Annotated in this window: 16 protein-coding genes; 12 read left to right on the forward strand and 4 right to left on the reverse strand. The window is 51.3% G+C overall.

Annotated features, from left to right (window positions below; genetic code table 11):
* Positions 1–65 precede the first annotated feature (65 nt).
* Both IDAT_RS05490 and msrA read right to left on the reverse strand, forming a co-directional pair.
* On the reverse strand, positions 66–623 hold the full coding sequence (locus IDAT_RS05490; RefSeq protein WP_156099483.1) for an acyloxyacyl hydrolase: 558 nt from the start codon (positions 621–623) through the stop codon (positions 66–68).
* A 205-nt stretch (positions 624–828) separates the two neighbouring features.
* A complete protein-coding gene (msrA, locus tag IDAT_RS05495) occupies positions 829–1,359 on the reverse strand; it encodes a peptide-methionine (S)-S-oxide reductase MsrA (RefSeq protein WP_034731582.1) in 531 nt (176 codons plus the stop codon).
* Between the two features lie 195 nt (positions 1,360–1,554).
* Here msrA and ndk point away from each other — a divergent pair, with 195 nt between their 5' ends.
* The 9 genes from ndk to der all read left to right on the forward strand — a co-directional run bounded on the left by ndk (position 1,555) and on the right by der (position 10,951).
* Positions 1,555–1,986: a nucleoside-diphosphate kinase gene (gene ndk, locus IDAT_RS05500; RefSeq protein WP_034731585.1), complete on the forward strand. Its 432-nt coding sequence runs from the start codon at positions 1,555–1,557 to the stop codon at positions 1,984–1,986.
* Positions 1,987–2,146: 160 nt separating this feature from the next.
* Entirely contained in the window at positions 2,147–3,280 is a 1,134-nt protein-coding gene (gene rlmN / locus IDAT_RS05505) for a dual-specificity RNA methyltransferase RlmN (protein WP_034731588.1), read from the forward strand.
* Between the two features lie 71 nt (positions 3,281–3,351).
* Complete coding sequence (pilW, locus tag IDAT_RS05510) at positions 3,352–4,125, forward strand: type IV pilus biogenesis/stability protein PilW (RefSeq protein WP_034731590.1); 774 nt, start codon at positions 3,352–3,354, stop codon at positions 4,123–4,125.
* Between the two features lie 21 nt (positions 4,126–4,146).
* Positions 4,147–5,163 (forward strand): RodZ domain-containing protein, encoded by a 1,017-nt coding sequence (locus tag IDAT_RS05515; protein WP_034731594.1) that lies wholly within the window; start codon positions 4,147–4,149, stop codon positions 5,161–5,163.
* A 43-nt stretch (positions 5,164–5,206) separates the two neighbouring features.
* A complete protein-coding gene (gene ispG, locus IDAT_RS05520; protein ID WP_034731596.1) occupies positions 5,207–6,319 on the forward strand; it encodes a flavodoxin-dependent (E)-4-hydroxy-3-methylbut-2-enyl-diphosphate synthase in 1,113 nt (370 codons plus the stop codon).
* Positions 6,320–6,384: 65 nt separating this feature from the next.
* Complete coding sequence (hisS, locus tag IDAT_RS05525) at positions 6,385–7,647, forward strand: histidine--tRNA ligase (RefSeq protein WP_081909764.1); 1,263 nt, start codon at positions 6,385–6,387, stop codon at positions 7,645–7,647.
* Positions 7,648–7,680: 33 nt separating this feature from the next.
* A complete protein-coding gene (locus IDAT_RS05530; protein ID WP_034731602.1) occupies positions 7,681–8,304 on the forward strand; it encodes a YfgM family protein in 624 nt (207 codons plus the stop codon).
* Positions 8,301–9,497 (forward strand): outer membrane protein assembly factor BamB, encoded by a 1,197-nt coding sequence (bamB, locus tag IDAT_RS05535; RefSeq protein ID WP_034731605.1) that lies wholly within the window; start codon positions 8,301–8,303, stop codon positions 9,495–9,497. Before IDAT_RS05530 ends, bamB begins: the two co-directional genes overlap by 4 nt.
* 2 nt (positions 9,498–9,499) lie before the next feature.
* Positions 9,500–10,951 carry a ribosome biogenesis GTPase Der gene (gene der, locus IDAT_RS05540; protein WP_034731608.1) on the forward strand — a complete coding sequence of 484 codons (1,452 nt, stop codon included), beginning with the start codon at positions 9,500–9,502 and terminating at the stop codon, positions 10,949–10,951.
* Between the two features lie 32 nt (positions 10,952–10,983).
* On the opposite strand, the gene IDAT_RS05545 is transcribed toward der, so the two are convergent.
* Positions 10,984–11,358 carry an RNA-binding S4 domain-containing protein gene (locus tag IDAT_RS05545; RefSeq protein WP_034731610.1) on the reverse strand — a complete coding sequence of 125 codons (375 nt, stop codon included), beginning with the start codon at positions 11,356–11,358 and terminating at the stop codon, positions 10,984–10,986.
* Between the two features lie 54 nt (positions 11,359–11,412).
* Positions 11,413–12,249, reverse strand: coding sequence for an Hsp33 family molecular chaperone HslO (gene hslO, locus IDAT_RS05550; RefSeq protein ID WP_034731612.1), 837 nt, complete (start codon positions 12,247–12,249; stop codon positions 11,413–11,415).
* A gap of 134 nt (positions 12,250–12,383) precedes the next feature.
* On the opposite strand from hslO, the gene gspC reads away from it, so the two are divergent.
* From gspC to gspE, 3 genes are read left to right on the forward strand one after another with little or no spacing between them, the layout of a single operon-like run.
* Positions 12,384–13,319, forward strand: a complete 936-nt coding sequence (gene gspC / locus IDAT_RS05555) for a type II secretion system protein GspC (protein ID WP_051986598.1) — start codon at positions 12,384–12,386, stop codon at positions 13,317–13,319.
* Positions 13,320–13,348: 29 nt separating this feature from the next.
* Complete coding sequence (gene gspD / locus IDAT_RS05560; RefSeq protein WP_034731614.1) at positions 13,349–15,457, forward strand: type II secretion system secretin GspD; 2,109 nt, start codon at positions 13,349–13,351, stop codon at positions 15,455–15,457.
* Positions 15,450–16,910 carry a type II secretion system ATPase GspE gene (gene gspE / locus IDAT_RS05565; protein ID WP_034731616.1) on the forward strand — a complete coding sequence of 487 codons (1,461 nt, stop codon included), beginning with the start codon at positions 15,450–15,452 and terminating at the stop codon, positions 16,908–16,910. Before gspD ends, gspE begins: the two co-directional genes overlap by 8 nt.

Consider the following 16,910-nt stretch of genomic DNA (forward strand, 5'->3'; position numbering starts at 1 on the left):
CTTCTTCCGGCAACTTATACCAGTTTCGATATCAAAGGAGGGGCAGCCCTCGCCGTCGCGATGAGCTAGAGAGGGTAGCTCCACGTCAGGTTGAAGAAGTCTAACCCATCGTTGGGTCGCGAGAGATCAGCTTGAGAATAGTGAGTATAGCCTAGGGTTAAACGTGCTTTTGAATTAGGCGAGTATTGCCAACTAAGTGCGAGACGATCTTCGAATTGAAAATGAATCGATAATTTACGATCGCCCAGAGTGGTACTGTCTAGCGCGCTTACCCCAATGCCCGCTTCAAGATACAGCGGTCGCTCAGCACCCGTGAGGTGCCATTGAAAAACCGGACTTAGGGTTAATGCGGTTAGCTTATCATCAGCATTATTCGAATCGCGCCAAACGTTAACAGCCCCCTCAAAATAGAGCTTTGGACTGCCAATCCAATCGAGTAATTCGGGTGATAGTAACTGTTCGCTCGCGTCTATCGAACGTAGACCAAGCCGAGCGCCAAATAATTGGTCGCTCGAATAGGCTCCACCTATCTGTACTTCTTCAATGAAATCTGCTGCATCGGCAGACAAACTTGTAGTTAAACTCAAAAACAACGTAGGGACAATGAGTTTTTTATTCAACATGATTCCTCGTATGGGTGCGCTGTGCGAAAACCGACATTTTACATACATTCATGTCTGTATGTAAGTTCAGAAAGTCGAACACTCCAATAGAAAAAATCGAAGCAAGCTGCACCTATATCGATAACGATATAAAGAAAGGGCTGCCCTTTCTGCTAGGGGGTGGATGGCGAAGGAGGGCTGCCCCTCCTAGGGAGCAGCATCTAGATCATTCAAGCTTTTCAGCGAATGTGCGTTTAAATTTCGCCAGTTTGGGACTGACAACCGCCTGGCAGTAGGCGTTTTGCGGGTTACGTACGACGTAATTCTCGTGATAGTCCTCGGCCGGCCAAAACTTCTCCAAAGCCACGACTTCGGTCACAATTTCATCTTCCCAGGTACCTTCGGCACGCATTTCGGCAATAATCTTTTCCGCCTCCTCACGCTGCTCATCGGTTTGATAGAAAATTGATGAGCGATATTGCGTGCCTACGTCGTTGCCTTGACGATTCAACTGTGTCGGGTCATGCAGTGCAAAAAAGATCTCCAGAATCTCACGAACACTCAACGCGGTCGGCTCAAACGTAACCTGAACCACCTCTGCATGCCCAGTGTTACCAGTACATACTTCTTCGTAAGTAGGATTGGCTTTATCTCCACCCGCGTAACCCGACTGTGCTTTCAGCACGCCGCGAACTTGTTTGAAGGCACCTTCGATGCACCAAAAGCACCCACCACCTAAGGTAATTTGCTGTGTCATATACCGCTCCCAATAGACGTTTAGACATCTATACCATGTTCAGCACAATCTTAAAAGTCCTTACGAAAAATTCTCTAGGGGCAGAGCTGCCCTTTTTAGGGGGTGTTTGCGCGGTGGTGGTGGCGTGCGGGTTGTTGAACATGTATAATCCGCGCGACTTTAAATTAGCTAGCCTATATCGATTGGAGACACATCATGGCTTTAGAACGTACTTTATCAATCATCAAACCTGACGCTGTTGCAAAGAACGTGATCGGCGGTATCTACAACCGTTTTGAAACTGCGGGTTTGCGCATTGTTGCGGCAAAAATGATGCACTTAAGCAAAGAGCAAGCGGAAGGTTTCTACGCTGAGCACAGCGAGCGTCCTTTCTTCGGCGCTTTGGTTGAGTTCATGACTTCGGGTCCAATCGTGGTAAGCGTATTGGAAGGTGAAGATGCAGTGAAGCGCCACCGCGAAATCATGGGTGCGACTAACCCATCAGAAGCATTGGCAGGAACACTACGTGCTGACTATGCTGTATCTATCGACGAAAACGCGGTACACGGTTCAGACGCAGTTGAATCTGCAGCACGTGAAATTGCTTATTTCTTCACTGACGAAGAAGTTTGCGCCCGCACTCGCTAAAAAAAGCGAAGAGCGTAGTTCGAACGCTACGCTGTTCGTCCGCTTCGCTGTTCGTCCGCACTGCGTGCTGTTGGTAAATTCCAAACAGCGAACGCAGTGAGCGCACGAACAGTGAGGCATCGCCGAACGCACGAATCACGAATAACGAATCACGGATCTTATGAACGCAGTAGACAAAAAAGTTAATCTTCTCGACTTGAATCGCCAAGGCTTGCGCGAGTTCTTCCAAGAACTGGGCGAGAAGCCATTCCGTGCCGACCAAGTAATGAAGTGGCTTTATCACTACTGTATTGACGACTTTGATGAGATGACCAATCTCAACAAGCCGCTCAGAGAAAAGCTTAAACAAGTGGCTGAAATTCGTGCACCAGAAGTTCGCGTGCAACAGCAATCGTCGGACGGCACGATCAAATTTGCGATGACTTTATTCGACGGTCAAGACGTCGAAACGGTGTGGATCCCAGAAGCGGACCGTGCCACCTTATGCGTAAGTTCGCAGGTAGGTTGTGCACTTGAGTGCACTTTCTGCTCGACTGCGCAGCAGGGTTTTAACCGTAACCTACGTGTTGCGGAAATCATTGGCCAAGTATGGCGAGTGAATAAAATTCTTGGTGCCTTTGGTAATACCGGCATCAAGGCTGTGACCAACGTGGTGATGATGGGCATGGGTGAACCCTTGCTGAACCTCAACAATGTAGTGCCAGCAATGGAATTGATGCTCGACGATAACGCCTTTGGTTTGAGTAAACGTCGTGTCACCTTGAGTACTTCAGGTGTGGTGCCAGCGCTTTACAAGCTGAAAGAGCAAATTGACGTCGCCCTTGCCATCAGCTTGCACGCGCCGAATAACGAATTACGTGACGAAATTGTGCCGATTAATAAAAAGTACAATATCGCCGAATTCCTTGAAGCAAGTCGCCACTACATTGAAGGCTCAAAAGCCAATAAGAGCATTACCATTGAGTACGTAATGCTTGATCACGTCAACGATTCGACGGACCAAGCACACGAGCTAGCCGAAACACTCAAAGGTACGCCGTGTAAAATTAACCTGATCCCGTTTAACCCGTTCCCTGGCAACGATTATGGTCGCTCGAGCAACTCGCGCATTGACCGCTTTGCTAAGGTTCTGATAGAAAAGGGTTATATTGTGACGGTACGGAAAACACGTGGCGACGACATTGATGCCGCTTGTGGACAACTGGTCGGTGACGTGGTCGATCGTACCAAGCGTATCCTGAAGAAACAGCAAGCGCAGCGCGGCGGCAGCGGCATTGACGTGAAAGTCTCGTAAAATAAAGCGGCAAAATGTAGCCAGCCACGCCTGTTCGGGATAGCATAGCAGATGTTCAACGAGGGCCCGACATGCGATTACTTCAATTTGTTCTATCCGCAACTCTACTGCTGAGCCTGACGGCATGCGTTAGCCAACGCACTGTCGACGGTAAAGAAACGCCAGCACAGCAGTTCAATGCGCAAGAAGCTGCAGCCACGCGGCTCGCGCTAGGCTTAGAATACTTGCAAACCGGCAACTATCCGCAAGCTCGGCTCAACTTAGAGCGCGCTCGCGACTACACACCCAATAATCCCTCAGTCATCACCGGTTTAGCCTTTTACTATCAACAGGTAAAAGAGTATCAGACAGCGGAACAATACTATCGCGAAGCGATTCGGCTGCAGCCTAACAATGGCGATACCCATAACAACCTTGGCGCATTGCTCTGCACTATGGGGAAGTACCAAGAAGCCGACCAACATTTTCAAGCCGCACTTGCGCTACCGGAATATGTTAAAGTAGCTACGACCTATGAAAACGCAGCGCGCTGCGCAGCAAAAGCAGGCAATCTGCAAAAATCAGATAGCTATTTTCAACGGGCGATGAATCATACACAGGGCAGCAGTGCAGTACTTGAGAGTTATGCTGCTGCTCTTATTGAGCAACAGCGTTTGCAAGAAGCTGCAGAGGTACTCAAACGGCGTGCCGAATTTCCGCAATTATCAGCGGAATATCTGTGGCTCGAAACCGAGTTAGCACGGCAACAGAACGACACAGCGCGTCAACGAAGTTACGGCGAGCTGTTATTATTGCGCTTTCCAGATTCGCGCCAAGCGCGGGCTTATGAAGCGCGTACGCAATAACCCAAAGTTTATGAAGTGACCATGACTGTAGATAACGAACAGCAACCCCCTGCAGATGAAGAAGTACTGACCGAGCGCACCGCCGATACGGTGACGCCGGGGCAACTGCTTAGCCAAGCGCGTGAGCGCAAAGGCTTAAGCCAGCAACAGGTAGCAGATAGCCTGCGCTTGCGAGTTGCTGTCATTCAGATCATCGAAGCCGACGACTACGATAAGCTGGCCTCGCCAACTTTTGTGCGCGGCTACTTGCGCTCCATGGCAAAAGCTTTGGAAGTGAATGAAGAGCAAATTTTTGCCGCCTATCGCGCGACTCATCAAGAAAAAACCACTGACACATCGGCGAGCATGCGTAGCTTCTCGCGTAGAAAAGTACGCGAACGCAACGACAGTCGACTGCGTTGGATCAGCTACATTATTATCATCGTGGTCATCGCATCTGCCTTACTGTGGTGGTGGCAAGACAGTGGTTTCAGTATGGATAGCATCACCGGTAGTGAAGATGCGCCGACCGAACAAGAAGCGCAACAGGCGCGCGAAAGTAGCCCTGATATTCCTCAGGTCGTGCGGCCAAGCACTAACGGTATGAACGGCCAGCAAGTGCCAGAAGACGAAATCGATACCAGTCAAACCTCAGCAGTGATCGTCGAGGGCGATGAAACGCCAAGCGAGCCGCCGCCGTTGCCAACCGAAGAGCCGACCGACGCGCCAACGGAAGCGTCGACCGACGTGCCAGCGCAAGAACCAACACAAGAACCAACAGAAACTGAGCAAGACAGCGCACCGGTGGTTACCGACGAACCAGTAGCTGATTTAGTCTTTACTTTCAGTGATGCCTGCTGGGTCAAAGTCACCGACGCCACTGGCGAAGACATTGCGATTGGTGTTAAAGCTGCCGGTTATCGCATGGAACTGACGGGCGAGGCGCCTTTTGATATTATCCTATGCAGACCCGAAAGTGTGGCCATCACGTATCAAGGTGAACCGGTAAATCTAGACAATTTTGTCCGCGAACGCAGCGTCACCTTTACGCTTAATTAAGAACGCTCAACTCAACGCGAACAACAGCATACGAAGTAAGTTTATGATGCATGAGAACCCCATTAAACGTCGCCCTTCGCGACGCATCTACGTAGGTAATGTGCCAATTGGCGATGGCGCACCGATTGCCGTGCAATCGATGACCAACACTGAAACTACCGACGTTGCCGCGACCGTTAAGCAAATACAAGCAATTGCTGATGCCGGCGCTGATATCGTGCGCGTTTCGGTACCCACCATGGACGCGGCGGAAGCGTTCAAATTCATTAAGCAGCAAAGCCCAGTGCCGTTAGTGGCAGATATTCACTTTGATTATCGTATCGCGCTAAAAGTCGCGGAATACGGCGTTGACTGCTTGCGCATCAACCCCGGTAACATTGGCAACGAGCAACGCATTCGAGCAGTGGTCGATGCAGCCCGTGACCGCAATATTCCCATTCGCATTGGTGTCAACGGCGGTTCGCTAGAAAAAGAAATCCAAGAAAAATATGGAGAGCCGACGCCGGCTGCGCTGGTTGAGTCGGCGATGCGTCACGTCGATATTCTCGACCGCCTGAATTTTCAAGACTTCAAAGTCAGCGTGAAAGCGTCAGACGTATTCTTAGCGGTTGAGTCCTATCGCTTATTGGCCAAGCAAATCGAACAACCTTTGCACCTTGGTATCACCGAAGCAGGTGGTTTACGTAGCGGTGCGGTCAAATCTTCGATTGGTTTGGGCATGCTGTTAGCCGAAGGTATCGGCGACACCCTGCGTATTTCGTTAGCCGCTGACCCTGTTGAAGAGGTCAAAGTCGGCTTTGATATCCTGAAATCTTTACGCATTCGCAGCCGTGGCATTAACTTTATTGCCTGCCCCAGTTGTTCACGTCAGGAATTCGATGTGATTGCCACCGTGAATGCGCTTGAGCAACGTCTCGAGGACATTACCACGCCCATGGACGTGTCGATTATCGGTTGTGTGGTCAATGGTCCAGGTGAAGCCTTAATTTCGCATATCGGCTTAGCTGGCGCGAAAAGTAAAAGTGGTTTTTACGTGAATGGCGAACGGCAAAAAGAGCGTTTGGACAACAACGATTTGGTCGATCAACTCGAACGCCATATTCGTGCTCGCGTAAAACAGCTGGAAGCGGAACAGATTCCTGTGAAGCAAGCGTAAAGCTGCGGTATACTACCCGTCATTTTTTCGAATTCACGTACATCAACGGAACGGTAAGTTAGATCGTGGCAAAGACAATCCAAGCAATTCGTGGCATGAACGACATCCTGCCGGAGCAAAGTCCGGCCTGGCAATATGTCGAAGGCGTTCTACGCCAAGTCGCTGCAGCCTACACCTATCAAGAGATCCGCATGCCAGTGCTCGAGAGCACTGACTTATTTAAGCGGTCGATTGGTGAAGTGACCGACATTGTCGAAAAAGAAATGTATACCTTCGAGGATCGCAACGGCGATAGCCTGACCTTGCGCCCAGAAGGCACTGCTAGCTGTGTGCGGGCGGGTAACGAACACGGTTTGTTGTACAACCAAACCCAGCGTTTGTGGTACATGGGGCCGATGTTCCGCCATGAGCGTCCGCAAAAAGGACGTTATCGCCAGTTCCATCAATTTGGTATTGAAGCCTTCGGTATGGAAGGTCCAGATATTGACGCTGAAGTCATTCTTTTGTCAGCACGTTTGTGGCAGCTGTTTGGCATCGCCGATCAGGTCGAATTGCAACTGAACTCGTTGGCGTCAAACGAAGCGCGGGCGCGCTACCGTGATGCCTTACGCGAATTTTTGCGTGCGCATGAAGACCAACTTGATGAAGATTCTAAGCGTCGCCTCGACAGCAATGTGTTGCGCGTGCTCGATAGCAAGTCACCAGAAACGCAAAAAGTGCTCGAAAATGCGCCTAAGCTTTCGGAATATTGGGACGATGCTTCGCGCGAACATTTTCAGGGTTTGACCAAGCGCCTCGATGCTGCGGGTATCAAGTATGTGCTGAATGAGCGTTTGGTCCGCGGTCTTGACTACTATAACCGTACGGTGTTTGAGTGGGTGACCACTGAACTTGGCGCGCAAGGCACTGTTTGTGCCGGTGGTCGCTACGATGGCCTAGTCGAACAACTGGGTGGCAAAGCAACGCCAGGAATCGGTTTTGCCATGGGCATTGAGCGTTTGGTACTGCTGCTCGAGTCGCAGAATAAAGTGCCTACGGAGCAAACCGTTGATGTGTACGTTATCGCGATGAACGACAGCGCGGAACTTAAGGCGCCGGCCGTTGCCGAAAAGCTTCGAGACCAAGTTGCTGGGCTTAAAGTGCAACTGCATAGCGGTAGCCAAAATATGAAGAAAAAGCTGGCAAAAGCAGACAAATCGGGTGCTGCTTTCGCTTTGATTATTCGTGATGAAGACTTCGAACTAAAATTCTTACGCGAGCGCAGCGAAGACGACCTCATCGTCTCTGATCTTGCCGAGCTAAACCGTCTTTTCACCAATAACGATTAACGAATAACGACTAACGAATTAAGGGAATTCAACATGGAAACAGAAGATCAACAGGTCGAACAGATAAAAGCCTTTTGGAATGAGCATGGCAAAGGCATCGTCGCCGGGCTCGTCATCGGCTTCGCTTTATTTTACGGCTGGCGTTATTACGATGCGCAAGCAACCGCAGCGCAAGAAGCGCAATCGGAGCAATTTGAACAAGTTGTGGCGCAGCTTGAAGCGGGCGACAGTGCCGCTTTTGACAGCGCGAAAAGCTTTATCAATGAAGACGCGAGCAGTACCTATGCGGTATTGGCAGCGTTTGACTTAGCTAAAGCTGCAGCTGATGCGGGTGACTTGCAAGCGGCTATCGATGCTTTGCAAACCGCACGTGACAATGCCAGCGGCGCATTAAAGTACGTGGCGGATATTCGCCAAGCACGTTTATTGATGGCGCAAGAGCAGTATGACGCGGCTTTAACTGCTCTGACTGCAGCAGCAGAAGCTGAAGGCTTCAAAGTGAAAGCGGCAGAGCTTAAAGGTGACATTTTGTGGGCGCAAGGCGACAGTGTTGGTGCCCGTACTGCGTATCAAGAAGCAATGACAGCAGCAGAAGCAGAAGGGAGCTCAGCAGCATTGGCTGAGACGAAACTTAACAGCATTCCGGCGGCATCATGAAAGTATTAAAAGTATTGCAGCAAGGCCTGCTCGCGACAGCACTGGTAAGTCTGGGCGGCTGTAGCTTATTCGAAGACGAAGAGCTGACGTATAAAGAGCTGCAACCGTTCAACGCGACCGTCAACCCTAGCGCCCAATGGGACGTAAGTGTTGGTGACGGCGTTGAAAATTTCTTCTCACGTTTGAATCCAGCTGTGGTTGGTGATGTGATTGTCGCAGCTGACCGCGATGGTTATGTGGCAGCCTACAGCCGCAGCGATGGCAAACGCGTATGGGAACGTGATTTACAAGCAGAATATACTGCGCAGGGTGCGTCCTGGTTAGATGGCACTGAATCTTTGCGTATTAGTGGTGGTGTCACCGGCTATGCGGGCAAAGCTCTGTTAGCGAGTGAAAACGGCGATGTATTTATGCTTGACGCAGCTACTGGTGAAGTCAACTGGCATGCCAAAGTGAACGCTGAAATTGTTGCCGATCCGGCCTTTGATGGCAGTTATGTCGTGGTCGCTGCTGGCAACGGCCAAATATTCGCATTTGATGCCGAGAACGGCGAAGAAATCTGGAACTTACCGACCGATGTGCCTGCGCTGACTTTACGCGGTAACAGTAAGCCGACGTTAGCTGCTGGTGGTGCCATCATAGGTACCGCAACTGGCAAGTTAACCGTCGTTGTGTTGCAGAACGGCCAGCAAGCCTGGGAAGCACGTTTAGCAGTGCCAAAAGGCGCCACTGAGTTGCAGCGTCTGGTTGATGTCGATAGTGCACCTATTGTCAGCGGTCCGACCATCTATAATATTGCCTATAATGGCCAGTTGGCTGCCGTTGAGATTCGCACCGGTCGTATCGTCTGGCAACGTGAATACTCATCGTTCCAAAATTTAGCTATGTACGGCAGTAACTTGTATCTGACCGACACCCAAGACCACGTTTACTCGATTAACACTGACGGTGGTATTGAGCGTTGGGTGAATAACGATTTTGAAGGCCGCGAACTAACGGCACCGGTTTATTTCCAAGGTTACATCGTGGTCGGCGACGACTTCGGTTACCTGCACTTTATCGATGCCCAAACGGGCAAGACCTCTGGTCGTTTAGAGCTTGACGATGCTGCCTACTCGCAGCCAGTTGTAGAAGACGATCAGCTCTTTATTCAAACACGCGACGGCACGTTACTCGCGGTAAGGATTAACTAAGCATGTTACCTGTTGTGGCCCTGGTCGGGCGCCCAAATGTGGGCAAATCTACCCTGTTTAATCGGCTGACCCGTACTCGGGACGCACTGGTAGCAGACTTTCCTGGTCTTACACGCGATCGTAAATATGGCCAAGCCAATTACGATGGCTATCAATTTATTGTTATCGACACCGCTGGTGTGCATGGCGACGAAGAGGGCATCGACAAAGAAATGGCCTCGCAGTCCTTGCGTGCCATCGACGAAGCCGACGTCGTCTTATTCATGGTGGATGCCCGTGACGGCATTACCAGTGCCGACTTAGGGATTGCCAAACACTTACGTTCGATTGGTAAAAAAGCCTATATCGTTGCCAACAAAATCGATGGTATCGATGCCGAAGCTGCACAAGCGGATTTCTATGAGCTGGGATTAGGTGAAGTATACGGTATCGCCGCAGCACATGGTCGCGGTGTTGAAAGCCTGCTGCATCGCTGTTTCACCCCGTTAGTTGAAGACTATCCGGAAATGAAAGTGGCGGTCGCTGACGAAGACGCCGAGACGCCGCCTGATCTTGAACACGACGAAATCGATTATGATGCATTGCCACTCAAGCTCGCCATTGTCGGTCGTCCGAACGTAGGTAAGTCAACCCTTACCAACCGTATTCTTGGCGAAGAGCGGGTGGTGGTATTTGATATGCCAGGCACGACTCGGGACTCGATTTATATTCCGATGGAACGCGATGGTCGGCAGTATATTTTGATCGACACCGCGGGTGTACGGCGCCGTGGACGGATTGATGAAACCGTCGAGAAGTTCTCGGTGATCAAGACTCTGCAAGCGATTGAAGATGCCAACGTGGTGATCTGTGTGCTTGACGCACGCGAAACCATTTCGGACCAAGACCTAAACTTGATTGGTTTTGCGCTAAACGCTGGTCGTTCAATTGTGATTGCAGTGAATAAGTGGGACGGTTTGGACAACGACCACAAGGAAGAAATTAAACGTGAACTCGACCGCCGCTTGGGCTTTGTCGATTTTGCACGTTTGCATTTTATCTCAGCATTGCACGGCAGTGGTGTAGGTAATTTGTTTGAGTCGGTGCTCGAGGCTTACGCCAGCGCCACGCAACGTGTTAGTACCTCAAAGCTTACCCGCATTATGGAAATGGCCGCCGATGAGCACCAACCGCCGTTGGTGCGCGGACGCCGCGTCAAGCTTAAATACGCGCACGCCGGTGGTTACAATCCACCACGCATTATTATTCACGGTAACCAAGTAAACGATTTGCCGGGTGCGTATCAGCGCTATCTGACCAACTACTTCCGCAAATCGCTAGGCATCATGGGTACTCCGATCAAGGTCGAGTTCCGCGAGTCCGATAACCCATTCGCTGGCCGCAAGAACCAGCTTACGTTGTCGCAGCAGCGCAAGCGCAAACGCCTGATGCGCCACATCAAGAAGAAAAAATAGCCAACGCTGTTGGCTATTCGCTGTTCGCGCTTCTACCGTTTCATTTTAAGCAGTTCGCGGCGTTCTTTCTTGTCGGGCTTGTGGTCGGGGTGCGGATTATAAAGCGCATTCGCTTTACGCAATTCGGCCTCACGGGTGCGACGTTCTTCGGACTCCTGCGTTTCGGCATAAAGCTTTTGCGCTTCTGGTGCACCGCGCCGCTGATCGCTTAGCTCACAGACCTTGACCTCCATTACGTCGTATCCACGTGGCAGTTTCACCAACTGCCCGACGGTGATGGTTTTCGCCGGTTTCGCACGTTGGCCATCCACTTGGACTTTGCCAGACTGCACCATTTGCCGCGCCAACGATCGTGTTTTAAAGAAGCGCGCTGCCCACAACCATTTATCGAGCCGAACGTTTTCCATAATAAATCCCCAATCATCAACCAACAGCCAACAGCGAATAGCCACCAGCGAATGTTACAAATCTTCGGCGGTGAAGCGGTATTGGCTACGGCAATAGTCACAGTCCATAACGATTTCGCCGTCTTCTGCCAAGATGGCCTGCAATTCTTCCGGTGATACCGCGGCCAACGCTGACAGCGTACCCTCACGCGAACAGCCACAATGGAAGCGCACCGGCTGCGGCCTGTAAAGCTCGAACTGCTCTTGATGGTAAAGCCGATGTAAAATTTCTGAACTCGACAAGGTGTAGAGTTCGGTCGCCGTCATGGTTTCCGTTAACGCTTCTAAATGGTTAAATCCAGTCAAGTCGTGTCCAGCCGCCGGCATGACTTGTAAAAACATGCCCGCCGCGTGCTCACCGTCCGCGTGCAACCAAATGCGCGTGTGCAGCTGCTCCGACTGCGCAAAATAGCTCTCGATAACTGCGGCCAAGCTGTCCCTATTGGCATCGACCACGCCTTGATAGCGCTCACCTTGATCTGGCGTTAGCGTAATAATCAGTACGGCCTTGCCAAACAGCTTACGGAAGTCATTTTGGTCATCGGCAATGCTATCGCGCAGTCGCGCCAAGCCACGTAATTCTTGATGATGGCTACCATTGACGGTCATGAAGTTAATCGGACCATCGCCCTGGATCTGTAAATTGATGTGCCCCTCAAACTTTAAGGTTGCACTCAAAAGTACCGTCGCTGCCATCAATTCACCTAATAAACGTTGAACTGATGCCGGATAATCGTGTCCTTGTATCATGCGCTGATAACTCGTGCTAAGTTGCACCAGCTCACCACGGACATCCTGGTCAGTAAAAGTGTATCGATAGAGTTGGTCGGTGGGGTAATGCGTGTTTGTCATAGGTTACTTCATCGCTATGTAATATTTTGTCGGCATAATACCATAATCCCCAAATTTGATCTGTTCAGCATGCAACTAAGGGGTTAGAATGGCTCATAACTCTGTGCTGTCACAAAATTATAACGAAATTAAACATGCAGATTCAGAATCCACAATTACTACGTCTCAGTGCGCTCACCAACCAACCGCGGCTGGTGCGTGGCGTGTTATGGTTGCTCACCGCGCTACTGGCGGTAGCCGCTGTGTGGCTTGCTGCCCAGCTTACGTGGCAGCTACTGGCACCGGCTACTGCACCCGCTAGCGGACCGCTGCAAGCGCAAGTTCAGCAAACCTCAACTAAAGCCAGCAGACGCGCAGCAGTACTGACTGAACTGAATCTATTTGGCACTAGCGCGGCAACCACCACTGACAGCCGCAACGCGCCCAAAACCAACTTAAACGTGCGCCTGCTTGGTGTCTCGGCCAGCTCAGTGCCAGCGAAATCAGCGGCAATTATTGAAAAAGATCGCCAACAAGAAGTGTACGTTATCGGCGACAAAATCGTCGGCACCAACGTTGGCATTGAAGAAATCTATTCCGATCGCGTCATTTTAAACAACAACGGCATACTCGAAACGCTCGAGTTAGAAGGTATTGGTGAACTCGGTCCCGGTTTGAGCTTGAGCGTTGATAATCGTCAGCCTGAGCCAGCACAACAACCGCAGCGCCAAAGTTATAATCCGCAAGCCACGCAAACCGCGCGCTTCGATAACCCACGGGCACGCGACGCAGTGCGTCGCATGCAGCAAGGTGATACCGGCGCTTTGCTCGATTACATTCGAGTGAGCCCCGCCATGCAAGGCGGTGAACTTGCCGGCTATCGTTTAAGTCCGGGCAAATTCCCCGACTTATTTGCCGATGCCGGCTTTAAAACCGGTGATATCGCCGTTGCCTTAAATGGCCAGGATTTGACCGATGTGGCAAGTGCTCAAGTGGCCTTGCAAGAATTACGTAGCGCGAGTCGCATTACCGTAACTGTGTTACGCGACGAAGCTTATTTAGATCTGGAACTTGCGGTTCCAGCTCAATAACAGAACAACCGAGAACAATAGGACCAACTATGCGAATGTTAACGACCGCATCGATTTGGCTCAGCAGCATGAGTTTAGCCTGCGCTTTAGGCGTCAGTGCTACTGCATTTGCCCAACAAGCCCAGCGTGGCAGCACCAACGAAGAGCCAGTGGAATATGCCGCTAGCTTTAAGAACACCGATATCACTGAATTCATTCAGGTGGTGGGGCGTAACCTGGGTAAAACCATCATCATCGATCCAGACGTGCGCGGCACCATTGACGTGCGCAGTTACGATGTGATGACCGAAGAGCAGTACTGGGACTTCTTCCAAAACGTACTTGATGTCTACGGTTTCGCCACGGTCACGATGGAATCGGGCGTGGTCAAAGTGATGCGCGATAAAGAAGCGCGCAGCGGCGCGATTCCAGTCGTTGACGATAACTCCATTGGCGGCGATACCCTAGTCACGCGCGTGGTGCCAGTGGCCAACGTCAGTGTCCGTGAGCTGGCGCCATTGCTACGCTTGATCGCTGATGGCGGCGGCGCGGGTAACATTGTCAGCTACGACCCATCGAACGTCATTATGATTACCGGTCGCAGCGAAACCGTGCAACGCTTAACGGAAATTATCGAGCGTGTAGACCGAGCCGGTAACCAAGACGTTGAAGTGGTGAAACTACAATATGCATCAGCGGCAGAAATCGTCCGTATCGCAACGGCACTGTATCAAGGTCAAAACGAAGGCACGCCGCCGTTATTAATCCCGAAAATCGTCGCCGATGAGCGTACCAATTCCGTTGTGGTAAGTGGTGAGCCGCGTGCGCGTGAGCGCGTCGTACAACTGATTAATCGTCTCGACCAAGACTTACAAACCGAAGGCAATACCCGCGTTTACTACCTTAAATATGCTAAAGCTGAAGAGCTCGTTGATGTATTACAAGGTGTCAGCGCCACCATGCAAGCCGAAATGGATAACGCTGCACAAACCCAACAAGGTCGACCAACGCGCAACTTCGGCGGTGGTAGTAATGACAATCAAATCAGTATTTCAGCGCATGAAGACAGCAACTCGCTGGTGATCACCGCGCAACCCGACTTGCTCAGCAACCTAGAGAGCGTTATTCGTCAATTGGATATCCGCCGTGCGCAGGTGCATGTTGAAGCCATCATCGTTGAAATCATGGAAGGCGACGGTGTCGATCTCGGCTTGCAGTGGATTTCGGAAGACGGTGGTATGGTGCAATACGCTAACGGTCGCCAAGTGCCGATCGGTCCATTAGCCGCCGCTGCCTATCAGGCCCGTGAGCGCGAAGGACGCACCACGCAAACCATTGTCGATGGTAACCTCGTGACCACCACCGAGCCCGACGAGCCGGGCGATGTCAGCTTACTAGCTGAGCTACTTGGCAACGTTAACGGCATGATGGTCGGGGTCGTGAAAAACGACTGGGGCGCCATTTTGCAAGCGGTAGCGACCAATACCAACTCCAATATTTTGGCCACGCCAAGTATTATGACGGTCGATAACGAAGAAGCCTCGTTCTTGGTGGGGCAGTCGGTGCCCACCATTACCGGCTCAACTGCCGGTGATAACAACTCGAATCCGTTCCAAACCGTGCAACGTGAAGATATCGGTATCAAGTTGAACGTCACGCCACAAATCAACGAGGGCAACGCCGTACAGCTGGTGATCGAGCAAGAAGTGTCGAGTCTCAGTGGCGCCACCCAAGTGGATATCACCATCAATAAACGCTCTTTGAAAACCACGGTAATGGCCGATGATGGTGAAACCGTGGTACTTGGCGGTTTGATCGACGAAGACGTGCAAGAAAGCGAATCGAAAATCCCATTACTGGGCGACATTCCTGTACTTGGTGCATTGTTCCGCAGCACGTCAACGCAAAAGCAAAAACGCAACCTGATGGTGTTTATCAAGCCAACTATCGTGCGCGATTCAACTACGGCGCAAACCATTAGCAGTCGCAAGTACAATTATATTCGCGCTGAGCAATTGAAACGCCAAGAAGAAGGCGTTGCGCTCATGCCGTTTAGTGAAACCCCAGCACTGCCGAAGTTTGAAGAGTCAGAACTGTCGATTCCACCTGAGTTGCAGAAGTATTTAGACGACCAGGAGGGAGGCAACGGCAATGACTAATGTTGCCGAGCTCGCCGCTCGCGTTACCCCACGTCGTTTACCCTTTGGCTTTGCCAAACGTTACGGCGTAGTGGTGGCAGAAATCAGTGACAACGAATACGTGGTGCATTGTCGCCAAGGTGTAGCGCGCGATGTGTTGCTTGAAGTGCGTCGCGCTCTTGGCGTGCCTTTTACCGTGAGCGAGCATAGTGCGGAAGAGTTCGATGCCATTCTGACCCAAGCCTATCAGCGCGATTCATCGGAAGCCAAGCAACTGATGGAAGACATCGGCAACGAGACCAATCTGTTCTCGTTGGCGGATGAACTGCCGCAAACTGAAGACTTGCTAGAGAGCGAAGACGACGCACCGATCATTAAATTGATCAACGCCATGTTGTCAGAAGCGATCAAAGAAGGTGCGTCGGATATCCATATCGAAACCTTCGAAAAAGACTTGCTGATTCGCTTTCGCATCGACGGCGTGTTGCGCGAAGTGATTCGTCCGCATCGGAAATTAAGTTCGCTGTTGGTGTCGCGGATTAAAGTTATGGCGCAGCTGGATATCGCTGAGAAGCGGGTGCCACAAGATGGCCGTATTAGTCTATTGATCGCCGGTCGCGCGGTCGATGTGCGGGTCTCGACCATGCCGTCGAACCATGGCGAGCGCGTGGTATTACGTTTACTTGATAAAAACAACGCGCGTTTGAATCTGCAACAGCTCGGGATGACCGAAAATAACCGCCAGATTTTTGCCGAGCTGATTAAAAAGCCCCATGGCATTATTTTGGTGACCGGGCCGACTGGCTCGGGTAAATCAACTACCTTGTATGCCGGGCTCATGGAGATCAACTCCAAAGATCGCAATATTCTGACCGTTGAAGATCCGATCGAATACGCGATTGAAGGTATTGGCCAGATGCAAGTCAATCCGCGCGTCGACATGACCTTCGCCCGCGGGCTAAGGGCGATTTTGCGACAAGACCCTGACGTCGTCATGGTCGGTGAGATCCGTGATGTCGAAACCGCACAAATAGCCGTGCAAGCCTCGCTTACCGGTCACTTAGTAATGTCGACCTTGCACACCAACACTGCTGCAGGCGCGATCACGCGGTTAGAAGATATGGGCGTCGAACCTTTCTTGCTTAGCTCCTCACTGCTTGCGGTGCTGGCGCAGCGCTTGGTGCGCACCTTGTGCGATGACTGCAAACAGCCGATCGCTGAGGGTGAAGCGGAATGCCGCGCCGTGGGCTGTGAGAAATGTAATTACACCGGCTACCGTGGTCGTACTGGCATCCATGAACTCTTAGTTGTCGACGAACACATGCGTGAGCTGATCCACAATGGGCATGGCGAGCAAGCCATTGAACGTTATATTCGTACCACCATTCCGAGCATTCGCCAAGACGGCCTCGATAAGGTCGCACTCGGCTTAACCACACGTGAAGAAGTATTGCGCGTGACGCGCGAGGAATAG

The sequence above is a fragment of the Pseudidiomarina atlantica genome (assembly GCF_000753735.1).
Taxonomy (GTDB): domain Bacteria; phylum Pseudomonadota; class Gammaproteobacteria; order Enterobacterales; family Alteromonadaceae; genus Pseudidiomarina; species Pseudidiomarina atlantica.